The organism is Thioclava sp. F36-6 (assembly GCF_002020305.1).
GTDB classification, from domain to species: Bacteria; Pseudomonadota; Alphaproteobacteria; order Rhodobacterales; family Rhodobacteraceae; genus Thioclava; species Thioclava sediminum.
Map to the genome: position 1 here is coordinate 1,132,621 of NZ_MPZX01000001.1, position 12,990 is coordinate 1,145,610.

At 63.3% G+C, this 12,990-nt stretch carries 17 protein-coding genes; all 17 read left to right on the plus strand.

The features are described from left to right. The first annotated feature begins 283 nt into the window (after positions 1 to 283). Genes BMI88_RS05195 through nuoK form a run of 17 tightly spaced genes read left to right on the plus strand, consistent with a single transcriptional unit; the run spans position 284 to position 12,990 of the window. A complete protein-coding gene (locus BMI88_RS05195) occupies positions 284 to 649 on the plus strand; it encodes an NADH-quinone oxidoreductase subunit A (protein ID WP_078519432.1) in 366 nt (121 codons plus the stop codon). After that, positions 649 to 1,173 carry an NADH-quinone oxidoreductase subunit B gene (locus tag BMI88_RS05200; protein ID WP_075774728.1) on the plus strand — a complete coding sequence of 175 codons (525 nt, stop codon included), beginning with the start codon at positions 649 to 651 and terminating at the stop codon, positions 1,171 to 1,173. The genes BMI88_RS05195 and BMI88_RS05200 overlap by 1 nt, the downstream gene beginning before the upstream one ends. Positions 1,174 to 1,185: 12 nt before the next feature. After that, positions 1,186 to 1,797 carry an NADH-quinone oxidoreductase subunit C gene (locus BMI88_RS05205; RefSeq protein WP_078519431.1) on the plus strand — a complete coding sequence of 204 codons (612 nt, stop codon included), beginning with the start codon at positions 1,186 to 1,188 and terminating at the stop codon, positions 1,795 to 1,797. Beyond that, positions 1,794 to 3,038: an NADH-quinone oxidoreductase subunit D gene (locus BMI88_RS05210; RefSeq protein WP_078546608.1), complete on the plus strand. Its 1,245-nt coding sequence runs from the start codon at positions 1,794 to 1,796 to the stop codon at positions 3,036 to 3,038. The genes BMI88_RS05205 and BMI88_RS05210 overlap by 4 nt, the downstream gene beginning before the upstream one ends. After that, a complete protein-coding gene (locus BMI88_RS05215; protein ID WP_078546610.1) occupies positions 3,038 to 4,276 on the plus strand; it encodes an NADH-quinone oxidoreductase subunit E in 1,239 nt (412 codons plus the stop codon). Before BMI88_RS05210 ends, BMI88_RS05215 begins: the two co-directional genes overlap by 1 nt. Before the next feature lie 50 nt (positions 4,277 to 4,326). Then, positions 4,327 to 5,232, plus strand: coding sequence for a hypothetical protein (locus tag BMI88_RS05220; RefSeq protein WP_078546612.1), 906 nt, complete (start codon positions 4,327 to 4,329; stop codon positions 5,230 to 5,232). A 10-nt stretch (positions 5,233 to 5,242) separates the two neighbouring features. Then, complete coding sequence (locus BMI88_RS05225; RefSeq protein WP_078546614.1) at positions 5,243 to 5,458, plus strand: DUF5337 family protein; 216 nt, start codon at positions 5,243 to 5,245, stop codon at positions 5,456 to 5,458. A gap of 10 nt (positions 5,459 to 5,468) precedes the next feature. Continuing rightward, complete coding sequence (gene nuoF, locus BMI88_RS05230; RefSeq protein ID WP_078539526.1) at positions 5,469 to 6,764, plus strand: NADH-quinone oxidoreductase subunit NuoF; 1,296 nt, start codon at positions 5,469 to 5,471, stop codon at positions 6,762 to 6,764. Continuing rightward, positions 6,761 to 7,261: a DUF3291 domain-containing protein gene (locus BMI88_RS05235; protein ID WP_078546616.1), complete on the plus strand. Its 501-nt coding sequence runs from the start codon at positions 6,761 to 6,763 to the stop codon at positions 7,259 to 7,261. The genes nuoF and BMI88_RS05235 overlap by 4 nt, the downstream gene beginning before the upstream one ends. Beyond that, on the plus strand, positions 7,258 to 7,563 hold the full coding sequence (locus tag BMI88_RS05240) for a hypothetical protein (protein WP_146673475.1): 306 nt from the start codon (positions 7,258 to 7,260) through the stop codon (positions 7,561 to 7,563). Before BMI88_RS05235 ends, BMI88_RS05240 begins: the two co-directional genes overlap by 4 nt. Before the next feature lie 53 nt (positions 7,564 to 7,616). Next, the gene (gene nuoG, locus BMI88_RS05245) at positions 7,617 to 9,650 is read left to right on the plus strand and encodes an NADH-quinone oxidoreductase subunit NuoG (RefSeq protein ID WP_078546620.1); all 2,034 of its coding nucleotides are present in this window, start codon (positions 7,617 to 7,619) and stop codon (positions 9,648 to 9,650) included. Positions 9,651 to 9,664: 14 nt separating this feature from the next. Next, the gene (locus tag BMI88_RS05250; protein ID WP_210402014.1) at positions 9,665 to 10,075 is read left to right on the plus strand and encodes a hypothetical protein; all 411 of its coding nucleotides are present in this window, start codon (positions 9,665 to 9,667) and stop codon (positions 10,073 to 10,075) included. Positions 10,076 to 10,090: 15 nt separating this feature from the next. Next, positions 10,091 to 11,128: an NADH-quinone oxidoreductase subunit NuoH gene (nuoH, locus tag BMI88_RS05255; RefSeq protein WP_078546622.1), complete on the plus strand. Its 1,038-nt coding sequence runs from the start codon at positions 10,091 to 10,093 to the stop codon at positions 11,126 to 11,128. Positions 11,129 to 11,131: 3 nt separating this feature from the next. Beyond that, positions 11,132 to 11,623, plus strand: a complete 492-nt coding sequence (nuoI, locus tag BMI88_RS05260) for an NADH-quinone oxidoreductase subunit NuoI (protein WP_075774482.1) — start codon at positions 11,132 to 11,134, stop codon at positions 11,621 to 11,623. Then, the gene (locus tag BMI88_RS05265; RefSeq protein ID WP_078546624.1) at positions 11,620 to 12,030 is read left to right on the plus strand and encodes a carboxymuconolactone decarboxylase family protein; all 411 of its coding nucleotides are present in this window, start codon (positions 11,620 to 11,622) and stop codon (positions 12,028 to 12,030) included. Before nuoI ends, BMI88_RS05265 begins: the two co-directional genes overlap by 4 nt. Next, positions 12,027 to 12,635, plus strand: a complete 609-nt coding sequence (locus tag BMI88_RS05270; protein WP_078519419.1) for an NADH-quinone oxidoreductase subunit J — start codon at positions 12,027 to 12,029, stop codon at positions 12,633 to 12,635. The genes BMI88_RS05265 and BMI88_RS05270 overlap by 4 nt, the downstream gene beginning before the upstream one ends. A gap of 49 nt (positions 12,636 to 12,684) precedes the next feature. Continuing rightward, positions 12,685 to 12,990 carry an NADH-quinone oxidoreductase subunit NuoK gene (gene nuoK, locus BMI88_RS05275; RefSeq protein WP_075774485.1) on the plus strand — a complete coding sequence of 102 codons (306 nt, stop codon included), beginning with the start codon at positions 12,685 to 12,687 and terminating at the stop codon, positions 12,988 to 12,990.

A 12,990-nucleotide genomic window follows, 5' to 3' on the forward strand; every position in this document is an offset into this window, starting at 1 on the left:
GCACCCTGCGGCGCGCAGGTCGAATATTCCGAAAATTCAAAGCGCCGTTAAGTTTGATCGAAGGCTGCGCTGCTGCAAAAGCGGCGCAGTCCAACGCGGGCAGGCTCTGAGCGGCGCTCGAAGCGCAAAAAATTCGCATACATTCGTATGCAAAAAGCATCTGTGGCCCGCATTTGCATGATTTTCCGGCCTGCTCTCGGTTGACCCCAATGGGGCGCAAGGCTATTGCTCGCCTAGCCAGAACCTGCGCGACAAGTCGTCGCGATGTTAGGGAGCCAAGCCCATGCATGACATGCTGCGCGAATATCTTCCCATCCTCATCTTTCTCGCCATGGCGATCGTGTTGGGCCTTGTGCTCATGCTCGCCGCGGCAGTGGTGGCGGTCCGCAATCCCGACCCTGAGAAGGTGTCGGCCTACGAATGCGGCTTCAACGCCTTCGACGATGCCCGGATGAAGTTCGACGTTCGTTTCTACCTCGTTTCCATCCTCTTCATCATTTTCGATCTCGAAGTGGCCTTCCTCTTCCCTTGGGCGGTGGCCTTCGGTCAGCTTTCCATGGTCGGATTCTGGTCGATGATGGTCTTCCTGACGGTCCTGACCGTAGGATTCGCATATGAGTGGAAGAAAGGGGCGCTGGAATGGGCGTGATGACCTCTGCCAATACCGCCGGTGCGGATCGCGAAGTCGCGACGCAGACGCTGAACAAGGAATTGCAGGATAAAGGCTTCCTGCTGACCTCCACCGAAGACATCATCAACTGGGCGCGCAACGGCTCGCTGCACTGGATGACCTTCGGCCTCGCCTGCTGCGCCGTCGAGATGATGCAGGTGTCGATGCCGCGCTACGACCTCGAACGCTTCGGCACCGCGCCGCGCGCCTCGCCGCGCCAGTCCGATCTGATGATCGTCGCCGGCACCTTGACCAACAAGATGGCGCCCGCTCTGCGCAAGGTCTACGACCAGATGCCCGAGCCGCGCTACGTGATCTCGATGGGCTCCTGCGCGAATGGCGGTGGCTATTACCACTACAGCTATTCGGTGGTGCGCGGCTGCGACCGCGTCGTGCCGGTCGATATCTACGTTCCGGGCTGCCCGCCCACGGCGGAGGCGCTGCTTTACGGCATCCTTCAGCTGCAACGCAAAATCCGCCGCACCGGCACGCTGGTGCGCTGAGGAGAGCGAGAGATGGACGATACTGCCCTTCGCGAACTGGCCGGCCATATCGAGCTGAAGCGCCCCGATGACGTGGTCTCCACCGAGATCGCCTTCGACGAGCTGACGGTCACGATCACCGCGCAATCCGTTCCCGGGTTCACCGAGTTCCTGCGCGACGATCCGAATTGCCGCTTCACCAACCTCGTGGACATCACGGCCATCGACTGGCCCGAACGCCCGCAGCGCTTCGATGTCGTCTGGCATTACCTGTCGATGTATCGCAACCAGCGCATCCGCATTAAGGCGGCAGTCCGCGAAGAGGACATGGTGCCCTCGATCACCAAGCTGCACCCCTGTGCCGATTGGTTCGAGCGCGAGATTTTCGACATGTTCGGCATCCTTTTCTCGGGGCACCCGGACCTGCGCCGGCTGCTGACCGATTACGGCTTCCGTGGCCATCCGCTGCGCAAGGATTTCCCGACGACGGGCTATGTCGAAGTGCGTTACGACGAAGTGCTCAAGCGCGTCGTCTATGAGCCGGTGAAGCTGACGCAGGAATACCGGCAGTTCGATTTCCTCTCGCCATGGGAAGGGGCCAAATACATCCTCCCCGGTGACGAGAAGGGCGAGGAGGCGAAATGATGGACGGCGATATCCGCAACAATGTCTATGATGACGGCTCGAGGGACACGCTGACCGACGAGCAGCGCATCCGCAATTTCAACATCAACTTCGGTCCCCAACACCCGGCCGCCCACGGCGTGCTGCGCATGGTGCTGGAGCTGGACGGCGAGGTCGTGGAACGTGCCGACCCGCATATCGGCTTGCTGCACCGTGGCACCGAGAAGCTGATGGAAAGCCGCACCTATCTGCAGAACCTGCCTTACTTCAATCGCCTCGACTACGTCGCGCCGATGAACCAGGAACATGCGTGGTGCCTCGCCATCGAGAAGCTGACCGGCGTGGAAGTGCCGCGTCGCGGTTCGCTGATCCGCGTGCTCTATTCCGAGATCGGGCGCATCCTGAACCATCTGCTGAACGTGACGACGCAGGCGATGGACGTCGGCGCGCTGACGCCCCCGCTCTGGGGGTTTGAGGAGCGCGAGAAGCTGATGGTCTTCTACGAGCGAGCCTGCGGCGCACGTCTGCACTCGGCCTATTTCCGGCCCGGCGGTGTCCACCAGGACCTGCCGCCGAAGCTGCTCGACGATATCGAGGCATGGGCGCATGAGTTCCCGAAAGTGCTCGACGATATCGAAGGGCTGCTGACCGAGAACCGCATCTTCAAGCAGCGCAACGTCGATATCTGCGTCATCTCCGAGGAAGAGATCCAGCAATGGGGCTATTCCGGCGTGATGGTGCGCGGCTCCGGCCTCGCATGGGACCTGCGCCGCGCGCAGCCCTACGAGTGCTATGACGAGTTCGACTTCCAGATCCCGATCGGCAAGAACGGCGATTGCTACGACCGCTACCTCTGCCGGATGGCCGAGATGCGCGAGTCGACCAAGATCGTCCTGCAGGCGATCGAGAAGCTGCGGATGCCGGAAAATCAGGGCGACGTGCTTGCTCGCGGCAAGGTGACCCCGCCGAAGCGGTCGGAGATGAAGCGCTCGATGGAAGCGCTGATCCACCACTTCAAGCTTTATACCGAAGGCTTCCACGTCCCCGCGGGCGAGGTTTATGCCGCCGTCGAAGCGCCCAAGGGCGAGTTCGGCGTCTATCTGGTGGCCGACGGCACGAACAAGCCGTATCGCGCGAAGATCCGCGCTCCGGGTTACCTGCATCTGCAATCCATGGATCACGTCGCCAAGGGGCACATGCTCGCCGACGTGTCTGCAATCATCGGCACGATGGATATCGTGTTCGGGGAGGTTGACCGCTAATGCTTCGCCGTCTTTACCCGGAACAACCCGATAGTTTCGAGTTCACGCCCGAGAACCTCGCATGGGCCAAGGCCCAGATGACCAAGTTCCCGGTCGGCCGTCAGGCCTCGGCGATCATCCCGCTGCTGTTCCGCGCACAGGAACAGGAAGGCTGGCTGAGCCGTCCGGCGATCGAGACCGTCGCCGAGATGCTCGACATGCCCTATATGCGGGCGCTCGAGGTCGCGACCTTCTACTTCATGTTCCAGCTGGCCCCGGTCGGCTCGGTTGCCCACCTGCAGATCTGCGGCACGACCTCGTGCATGATCTGCGGCGCGGAAGACCTGATGAAGGTCTGCAAGGAAAAGATCGCCGCCGAGCCGTTCCAGCTCTCGGAAGATGGCAAGTTCTCGTGGGAAGAGGTCGAATGCCTCGGCGCCTGTGCGAACGCTCCGATGATGCAGGTCGGCAAGGATTACTACGAAGACCTGACCGAAGAGAGCCTCGCGAAGCTGATCGACGAGATGGGCAAGGGCAATGTGCCGAAGCCCGGCTCGCAGACCGGCCGCTTCTCGTCCGAGCCCGCCTCGGGCCTTACTGCGCTCACCGAGTCCAAGGGCGACAAGGAAGAGTACAACGCCTCCGTCGGCTGGGCGCTGGCGATCGGCGACACGATCAAGCGCATCGACGGCACGGAAGTGCCGCTCGCCGCACCGTGGCAAAGCTCGGGCCAGCGCGGCCCGATCGGCACGATGGGGCAGGAGCGTCCGCGCTCTGCCGCGCAACAGGACGAAGAGCGCAAGGCCGCCAAGAAGACCGAGGCCAAGCCCGCCAAGGATACGCCCGCCGACAAGACCGGCGTGACGAAATCCGAAGCTCAGGCCACCTCGAAGGCCCGCCCGGAGTCCAAGCGTGAGCCCGAAGGTACCGAGGCCGACGCGAAACCCGAGACCGCGCAGGCAGAGGCGGGCGAGAAGCCCAAGCTGCTCGACGCACCGCGCGACGGTGGGGCCGATGACCTCAAGATGATCAAGGGCGTCGGGCCGAAGCTCGAGACGCTTCTGCATTCGATGGGCATTTATCATTTCGACCAGATCGCTGGCTGGACCGATGCGGAACTCGCTTGGGTCGACAGCAATCTCGAAGGCTTCAAAGGTCGCGCGACGCGCGACGACTGGAAAGGTCAGGCAGAGAAACTGGCCAGCGGGGCGGAGACCGAATTCTCGTCGCGCGCAAAGAAAGACGGCATTTACGAGTAATCGCAACAGGGTAGAGACCGCCGTTCGGCGGAGTGAATGGAGAAACAGGAATGGGTGATCAGACACAAGGGTGCCGCGGCAAGGCGGGTATCTGGGCAGGTATTACGGGGCTTGTGGTCACCGTATTCCTGATGGTCGTGGCGCATGAGCCCTTCCTCGTGGCTCTTTTCCTCGGTCTGATGACCTTCCTGCTGTTCGGCGCCTTCCTGATCTGGGCATTCTGCTCGGAACATGGCGCGCCGGGCGCGGCTGACGGCACCGGAGCATCCTCCGACGACTCCGCAATTCCCGAAAGCCCGGTCGAAACCTTCAACGCCTCCTCGCCCGAAGGGGTCGCGGCGCAGGCGCAGGCGGCAGCGGCGGCACCAACGCCCGCAGCCGAGCGCGAAGTGGCGCATGCCGACACGATGACGCCCAAGGACGAAGAGGCCACGCCCGAGGCGGACAAGCCCGAGCCCGGCCCGACCACCAAGCCTGCGACGGACGAGGCAGAGGCGGATGAGCCCAAGGCCGAGCCGAAGGCGGAAGAGCCTAAAGCCGAAGAGCCGAAAGCGGCGCCCAAGGCCGAGCCCGAGAGCGACGACACGAACCCGCTCTCCGCGATGTCGGCGCAGGTCGCGGACAAGCCCGCCGCCAATGCCGGGGGGCAACCCGAGGCCGCCGAGGGCGACGGCAAGAAGCCGCGTGGACTGAAGCAGCCGCGCAAGGCGGGGGCCGACGATCTCAAGAAGATCGAAGGCGTCGGGCCGAAGCTCGAAGAGACGCTGAACGGCTGGGGTATATACCATTACGACCAGATCGCGAAATGGGGCCCCGAAGAGATTGCCTATGCGGACCAGAACGTGCCGCGTTTCAAGGGCCGCTGCACCCGCGACAAGTGGGTCAGCCAGGCGAAGATCATCGTCGAGGAAGGCATGGATGCATTCCTCGAACGGGCGAAGACGAACGATTACTGAGCGGGGGTGAATGAGCCAGATCGACGAGCACGACAGGGCGTTGGGGCGTAAAGCCGCCCTTATCATTGCCGTCGCCACGCTCCTCTGGCTCCTCCTGCAATGGATCGGACAACAACAGGGCTGGTCGGCGCAGGTCGCGCTGATCGGCGATCTCGCGGCGATAGCCGCCTATATCTACGCGCTGGCACTCGTCTGGCGCATCTGGCGCCGGAAATCCGGCAAGTGAGGGAAGCGATATGCTGAAGGATCAAGACCGGATCTTCACCAATCTCTACGGGATGCATGACCGCTCTCTGCAGGGCGCGAAGATGCGCGGGCATTGGGACGGCACTGGCGAGATCCTGTCGAAAGGCAAGGATTGGATCATCGAGCAAGTGAAGGCCTCCGGCCTGCGCGGGCGCGGTGGGGCAGGCTTCCCGACGGGTCTCAAATGGTCCTTCATGCCGAAGGAAAGCGACGGGCGTCCGGCCTTCCTCGCGATCAACGCGGACGAATCCGAACCCGCGACCTGCAAGGACCGCGAAATCATGCGCCACGATCCGCATACGCTGATCGAAGGCGCGCTGATCGCCGGTTTCGCGATGGGCGCTGCGGCCGCCTATATCTACATCCGCGGCGAATATGTCCGCGAGAAAGAGGCGCTGCAGCGCGCGATCGACGAGGCCTATGAGGACGGGCTGATCGGCAAGAACGCCTGCGGCTCCGGCTACGATTATGACGTCTACCTGTCGCACGGCGCGGGGGCCTATATCTGCGGCGAGGAAACGGCGCTGCTGGAGAGCCTCGAAGGCAAGAAGGGCATGCCCCGGATGAAGCCGCCGTTCCCGGCAGGCGCGGGCCTCTATGGCTGCCCGACCACGGTGAACAACGTGGAATCCATCGCCGTTGTGCCGACCATCCTGCGCCGCGGCGCGGAGTGGTATGCGGGCTTCGGGCGTCCGAACAACACCGGCGTGAAGCTGTTTGCGATGTCGGGCCACGTCAACACGCCCTGCGTCATCGAAGAGACCATGTCGATCTCGATGAAGGAACTGATCGAGAAGCATGGCGGCGGCGTCCGTGGCGGCTGGAAGAACCTCAAGGCGGTGATCCCGGGCGGCGCGTCCTGCCCGATCCTGCCCGCCGATCAATGCGAAGACGCGATCATGGATTACGACGGCATGCGCGAGCTGAAATCCAGCTTCGGCACCGCCTGCATGATCGTCATGGATCAGAACACCGACGTGATCAAAGCCGTCTGGCGCCTCTCGAAGTTCTTCAAGCACGAGAGCTGCGGCCAGTGTACGCCCTGCCGCGAAGGCACGGGCTGGATGATGCGCGTGATGGACCGTCTGGTGCGCGGCGAGGCCGAGATCGAAGAGATCGACATGCTGTTCGACGTGACCAAACAGGTCGAGGGCCACACGATCTGCGCGCTCGGCGACGCAGCCGCCTGGCCGATCCAGGGTCTGATCCGGCACTTCCGCGAAGAGATCGAAGACCGCATCAAGGCCCGCAAGACGGGCCGCATGGGGGCGATGGCTGCCGAATGAAGCAACCCGCCGGATATCACCTGGCCGAGCTGAATATCGGCCGACTGGTTGCCGAACCGGGCGACCCGCGTGTGGAGGCTTTCATGAAAGCCCTCGACGCGGTGAACGGCATTGGCAAGCGGTCGGACGGGTTCGTCTGGATGATGGAAGGCTCGGGCGAGCCCGGCACCGGCAATACCGAGGCCAAGATCGGCGGCGACCCGTGCTTCGTGTCGAACCTGACGGTCTGGGAAGACGTGGAAAGCCTCGAGAAATTCGTCTGGAACACCGTGCATCGCGCTTTCTACGAGCGCCGCGCGGAGTGGTTCGAACTTCTCGGTCAGCAGCATTTCGTCATGTGGTGGGTGCCCGCGGGCCATCAGCCCACGCTCGACGAGGCGCTGGAACGGCTCGAAGAGCTGCGCGCGAATGGCGCGTCCGAGCGTGCCTTCGGCTGGAAAGACCTGCCGCAAGCCACGCTGTGGAAGACGCGCGCCTGTGCGGCGGAGGCTGCATGATGCGGGCGGTAATCATATCGGGCTGCGCGCTGGCGCTCGGTGGCTGCATGGGCACTCCGGGCGGCAACGAGGCCACGAAAGGCCCGCGCCGACTGGCGGCAGTCGAGGGCTACACGGCGACCTATGACGCAAACGGCGCGCTTGTTGTGATGCGGCAGGCGGCGCCCTTTGGAAATGACGAGGGCGCCGAGGCCAAGCGGGCCGCGAACGCCATCTGCGGCGGGGCTGTGGCCTCGTCGATTGACGATACATACCGGGACGGCGCTTGGGTCTTCCCGATGGGCTGCGGATACGCGGCCTGACCTAAAACCCGCGCGGGGGCAACCTCGCGCCCGAAGAGACGAGACGGATAGCCATGGCTGACCTGAGAAAGATCATCATCGACGGGAACGAGGTCGAGGTCGATCCGAACCTCACGCTGATCCAGGCGTGCGAACAGGCGGGGATCGAGATCCCGCGCTTCTGCTACCACGAGCGTCTGTCGATCGCGGGCAACTGCCGGATGTGTCTGGTGGAAGTCGTGGGCGGCCCGCCGAAACCTGCCGCCTCCTGTGCGATGCAGGTGCGCGATATGCGTCCGGGGCCGGAAGGCGCGCCGCCGGTGATCAAGACGAACTCGCCGATGGTCAAGAAGGCCCGCGAGGGGGTGATGGAGTTCCTGCTCATCAACCACCCGCTCGACTGCCCGATCTGCGACCAGGGCGGCGAATGCGATTTGCAAGACCAGGCAATGGCTTACGGGGTGGACTTCAGCCGCTACCGCGAGCCCAAGCGCGCCGCGACCGAGCTGAACCTCGGCCCGCTGGTCGAGACCCATATGACGCGCTGCATCTCCTGCACCCGCTGCGTGCGCTTCACCACCGAAGTCGCGGGCATCACTCAGATGGGCCAGACCGGCCGGGGCGAGGATGCGGAAATCGCGAACTACCTGAACATGACGCTCGCCTCGAACATGCAGGGCAACATCATCGACCTGTGCCCGGTGGGCGCGCTGGTCTCCAAGCCCTACGCGTTCACCGCGCGTCCGTGGGAGCTGACGAAGACCGAGACCGTGGACGTGATGGACGCCGTGGGCTCGAACATCCGCGTCGACACCAAGGGGCGCGAAGTGATGCGCATCCTGCCGCGCAACAATGACGACGTGAACGAGGAGTGGATCTCCGACAAGACCCGCTTCGTCTGGGACGGTCTGCGCCGCCAGCGTCTCGACAAGCCTTACGTCCGCGTAGACGGCAAGCTGAAGCCTGCAAGCTGGGGCGAGGCGCTGAGCGCCGCCGCCGAGGCGATGAAGGGTAAGAAAGTCGCCGGTCTCGTGGGCGATCTGGTCTCGACCGAGGCAGCTTTCTCGCTCAAGCAACTGATCGAAGGTCTGGGCGGCACCGTCGAATGCCGCACCGATGGCGCGCGTCTGCCGATCGGTAACCGCTACGGCTATGTCGGCAACGCGACGATCGCCGATCTGGATAACGCCGAGATGGTGCAGATCATCGGCGCGAACCCGGCGGTGGAAGCGCCTGTTTTGAACGCGCGTATCCGCAAGGCCTGGGCCAAGGGCGCGACTGTCGGTCTCGTCGGCGAAGCCTGCGATCTGACCTATGACTACGTCCATGTCGGCACCGACCGCGCGGCGCTTGCCGAGCTGTCGGGCAAGACGATCTCGGACGCGACCAAGGCGAAGAACACCGTCGTCATCATCGGGCAGGGCGCTTTGAACGAAGCCGATGGCGAGGCGGTTTTGGCCCATGCGATGAAGCTGGCCGAGAACTCCAACGCCAAGTTCATGGTGCTGCACACCGCTGCGGCCCGTGTCGGCGCGATGGATGTGGGCGCTGTGACCGAGGGCGGACTGCTCGCGGCCATCGACGGCGCCGAAGTGATCTACAACATGGGCGCCGACGAGGTGGAGATCACCCCGCGCGCCGAGGGCGGTCCCTTCGTGATCTATCAGGGCAGCCACGGCGACCGCGGGGCCAACCGCGCCGACGTGATCCTGCCGGGCGCGGCCTACACGGAAGAAAACGGCCTCTTCGTGAACACCGAAGGGCGTCCGCAGCTTGCTTTCCGCGCGGCTTTCCCGCCGGGCGAGGCGAAAGAGAACTGGGCGATCCTGCGCGCGCTCTCGGCCGAGCTTGACGCCAAGCAACCTTGGGACACGCTGGCCGGTCTGCGCCGCGCGATGGTGGCAGAGGTGCCGCATCTCGCGCAGGTCGATGAGGTTGTGGAGAACGAAGTGCAGGCGATCGAGCCGCGCGACATGGGCAAGGCGACCTTCCGTCTGCCGATCCACGAATTCTACCTGACCAACCCGATCGCACGGGCCTCCGTCGTGATGGGCGAATGCGCCAGCCTCGCGAAAGCGCGGGCCGAAGCGCCGGTCGCCGCCGAGTGAGGTTGAGACGGATGATGCAGACCCTGCCCAATATCGCACCGCTCGCCCCCGGCCTTCTGGCCGGTCTGGCGGCGTGCACGCCGACTGGCGGGGCGCAGGGGGATAGCGCGGTCAAACCGGACTATCGGGGCACCGAGACACGGCTCCTCGACAGCGATCTGGTGGAGATCCGCGCGCGCGTCTCGGGCGAGGGCGCTGGCGAGAAAGCGGCGACCGATTATGCCCAATGCGCAGCCGCGCAATATGCGCTGGTGCGCGGCTATGGATTTGCGCGCCACGTGCGCACGAATGTGACTGAAGAGGGTGGCATCTGGCGGGCAGATGCGGTCTACACCATCTCGCCCGCCTTGCCGCAGGGACTCAAGACGATCGACGCGGAAGTGACCGTCGCCGATTGCATGGATCGCGGCATTCCGACCGTATGAAGAGAGTGGGACATCATGGCTGAATTCTTCGCGACACCTTTCGGGATCTTCCTGCTGATCGTGCTGCAGAGCTTGGCGGTTATCGCCTTCGTGATGCTTTCGATGATCTGGCTGGTCTATGGCGACCGTAAGATCTGGGCTGCCGTGCAGATGCGTCGCGGGCCGAACGTCGTCGGGCCCTGGGGCCTGATGCAGACCTTCGCGGATGCGCTGAAATATGTGGTCAAGGAAATCGTCGTGCCGGCGGGTGCTGACAAGTTCGTCTATTTCCTCGCCCCGATCCTGAGCTTCGTGCTGGCGATGCTGACCTTCGCGGTGATCCCGTTTGCCGACGGTTGGGTGCTGGCCGATATCAACGTCGCACTGCTGTTCGTCTTCGCGGCCTCCTCGCTCGAGGTGTACGGCGTAATCATGGGCGGCTGGGCTTCGAACTCGAAATACCCGTTCCTCGGCTCGCTCCGCTCGGCCGCACAGATGATCTCCTACGAGGTCTCGATTGGCCTGATCATCATCGGCGTCGTGATCTCGACGGGCTCGCTGAACCTGTCGACGATCGTGCGCGCGCAGGATACCGGCTGGGGCCTGCTGGGCTGGTACTGGCTGCCCCACCTGCCGATGGTGGCGCTGTTCTTCATCTCGGCGCTGGCCGAGACCAACCGCCCGCCCTTCGACCTTCCGGAAGCGGAATCCGAACTCGTTGCGGGCTTCATGGTGGAATACAGCTCGACCCCGTATCTGCTGTTCATGGCCGGCGAATATATCGCGATCTGGCTGATGTGCGCGCTGATGTCGATCCTGTTCTTCGGCGGCTGGCTGTCCCCGATCCCGGGGTTGCCTGACGGGGTACTGTGGATGTTCGCCAAGATGGTGTTCTTCTTCTTCATGTTCGCGATGGTGAAGGCGATCGTGCCGCGCTACCGCTACGACCAGCTCATGCGGATTGGCTGGAAAGTCTTCCTGCCGCTGTCGCTGGCGTGGGTGGTGATCATCGCCTTCCTCGCGAAATTCGAAATCTTCGGGCACTTCTGGGCCCGCTGGGCGATGGGGAGCTGATAGATGGCTTTCGACTATAACCGCGCTGCCAAGTATTTCCTGCTGGTGGACTTCATCAAAGGCTTCGGTCTGGGGATGCGCTATTTCTTCGCGCCGAAACCCACGCTGAATTACCCGCACGAGAAGGGCCCGCTGTCGCCGCGCTTCCGTGGCGAGCACGCCCTGCGCCGCTACCCCAACGGGGAAGAGCGCTGCATCGCGTGCAAACTGTGCGAGGCGATCTGCCCGGCGCAGGCGATCACGATCGACGCGGAACCCCGCGCCGACGGCTCGCGCCGCACGACGCGCTACGACATCGACATGACGAAATGCATCTATTGCGGCTTCTGTCAGGAAGCCTGCCCGGTGGATGCGATCGTCGAAGGTCCGAATTTCGAATTCTCGACCGAGACCCGCGAGGAGCTGTTCTACGACAAGCAGAAACTCCTTGAGAACGGGGCCCGCTGGGAAGCCGAGATTGCCCGCAACCTCGAACTGGATGCGCCTTACAGATGACCGACGATTTTTCGAAACTCTTTAGCAACATGATGGAGCAGTCGGCCGAGATGGCGCGGCTGTTAAATCCGGCGCTGGAAAGTTTCAATCCGGCTGCGATGGAGAAACTCTTCCCCACTATGTCGAAGGACATGATGGAGATGTGGTTCGGCAAGACCTTCAACCGCGAAGGGCTCGACAGCCGGACGCGGCTTCTGGTGACGATCGCCGCGCTCACGGTGCTGGGCGCGCAAGCGGACTCGCAGCTGCGCCTGACGATCCGCCACGCGCTCGAGGCCGGGGCCACGCAACGCGAGATCGCCGAGGTGATCTTTCAGATGAGCATGTTCGGCGGGGTGCCCGCCATGACCCGCGCGCTCGAGATCGCGCAATCGGTCTTCGACGAGAATTCGGGAGAGAACGAATGACGGTGTTTGCTTTCGCCTTCTACCTTTTCGCCATTACGGCGGTGGTCGCGGGCTTCATGGTGGTGATTTCCAAGAACCCGGTCCATTCGGTGCTCTGGCTGATCCTCACCTTCCTCTCGGCTGCGGGGCTTTTCGTGCTGCTGGGCTCGGAATTCGTCGCGATGCTGTTGATCATCGTCTATGTCGGCGCGGTCGCGGTGCTCTTCCTCTTCGTGGTGATGATGCTCGATGTCGACTTCGCCGCGCTGAAAGGGGAGCTGGCGCGCTACATGCCGCTGGGCCTCCTGATCGGGGTTGTGATGCTGGTGCAGCTGGGCATCGCCTTCGGCGCATGGCAGACCTCCGGCATGGCGGAAAGCCTGCGTGCCGATCCGGTGCCCGAGGGCATGACCAACGCGCAGGCGATCGGCCTGCTCGTCTATGACAAATACCTCTACCTCTTCCAGACGGCGGGCCTGATCCTGTTGGTCGCGATGATCGGGGCGATCCTTCTGACGCTGCGCCATCGTACCAACGTCAAGCGCCAGAACGTCATCGCGCAGATGCATCGCGATCCGTCCAAGACGATGGAAATGGTGGACGTCAAACCGGGGCAGGGGCTGTGAGCGAACAAAAGCAAGCGAAAAACGCGAGTTCGGAAACGAGGGTGAACGCATGATCGGATTGGAACATTACCTTGGCGTGGCTGCCGCGCTGTTCGTGATCGGCATTTTCGGGATCTTCGTGAACCGCAAGAACGTGATCGTCATCATGATGTCGATCGAACTCATGCTGTTGGCGGTGAATATCAACCTGGTGGCCTTCGCGGCCTATCTGGATGACCTCGTCGGACAGATCTTCACCCTCTTCGTGCTGACCGTTGCGGCAGCCGAGGCCGCGATCGGCCTTGCGATCCTCGTGGTCTTCTTCCGCAACCGCGGCTCGATCGAGGTCGAAGACGTCAACGTGATGAAGGGATAA

Bases quoted from the DNA above. Each gene is read 5' to 3' on its own strand.
- BMI88_RS05225 (WP_078546614.1), top strand. From the start codon at position 5,243: ATGAGCCAGATCGACGAGCACGACAGGGCGTTGGGGCGTAAAGCCGCC.
- BMI88_RS05205 (WP_078519431.1), top strand. From the start codon at position 1,186: ATGGACGATACTGCCCTTCGCGAACTGGCCGGCCATATCGAGCTGAAG.
- BMI88_RS05195 (WP_078519432.1), top strand. From the start codon at position 284: ATGCATGACATGCTGCGCGAATATCTTCCCATCCTCATCTTTCTCGCC.
- BMI88_RS05270 (WP_078519419.1), top strand. From the start codon at position 12,027: ATGACGGTGTTTGCTTTCGCCTTCTACCTTTTCGCCATTACGGCGGTG.
- BMI88_RS05250 (WP_210402014.1), top strand. From the start codon at position 9,665: ATGCAGACCCTGCCCAATATCGCACCGCTCGCCCCCGGCCTTCTGGCC.
- BMI88_RS05220 (WP_078546612.1), top strand. From the start codon at position 4,327: ATGGGTGATCAGACACAAGGGTGCCGCGGCAAGGCGGGTATCTGGGCA.
- nuoK (WP_075774485.1), top strand. From the start codon at position 12,685: ATGATCGGATTGGAACATTACCTTGGCGTGGCTGCCGCGCTGTTCGTG.
- BMI88_RS05200 (WP_075774728.1), top strand. From the start codon at position 649: ATGACCTCTGCCAATACCGCCGGTGCGGATCGCGAAGTCGCGACGCAG.
- BMI88_RS05215 (WP_078546610.1), top strand. From the start codon at position 3,038: ATGCTTCGCCGTCTTTACCCGGAACAACCCGATAGTTTCGAGTTCACG.
- BMI88_RS05265 (WP_078546624.1), top strand. From the start codon at position 11,620: ATGACCGACGATTTTTCGAAACTCTTTAGCAACATGATGGAGCAGTCG.
- BMI88_RS05210 (WP_078546608.1), top strand. From the start codon at position 1,794: ATGATGGACGGCGATATCCGCAACAATGTCTATGATGACGGCTCGAGG.
- nuoH (WP_078546622.1), top strand. From the start codon at position 10,091: ATGGCTGAATTCTTCGCGACACCTTTCGGGATCTTCCTGCTGATCGTG.
- nuoG (WP_078546620.1), top strand. From the start codon at position 7,617: ATGGCTGACCTGAGAAAGATCATCATCGACGGGAACGAGGTCGAGGTC.
- BMI88_RS05235 (WP_078546616.1), top strand. From the start codon at position 6,761: ATGAAGCAACCCGCCGGATATCACCTGGCCGAGCTGAATATCGGCCGA.
- nuoF (WP_078539526.1), top strand. From the start codon at position 5,469: ATGCTGAAGGATCAAGACCGGATCTTCACCAATCTCTACGGGATGCAT.
- nuoI (WP_075774482.1), top strand. From the start codon at position 11,132: ATGGCTTTCGACTATAACCGCGCTGCCAAGTATTTCCTGCTGGTGGAC.
- BMI88_RS05240 (WP_146673475.1), top strand. From the start codon at position 7,258: ATGATGCGGGCGGTAATCATATCGGGCTGCGCGCTGGCGCTCGGTGGC.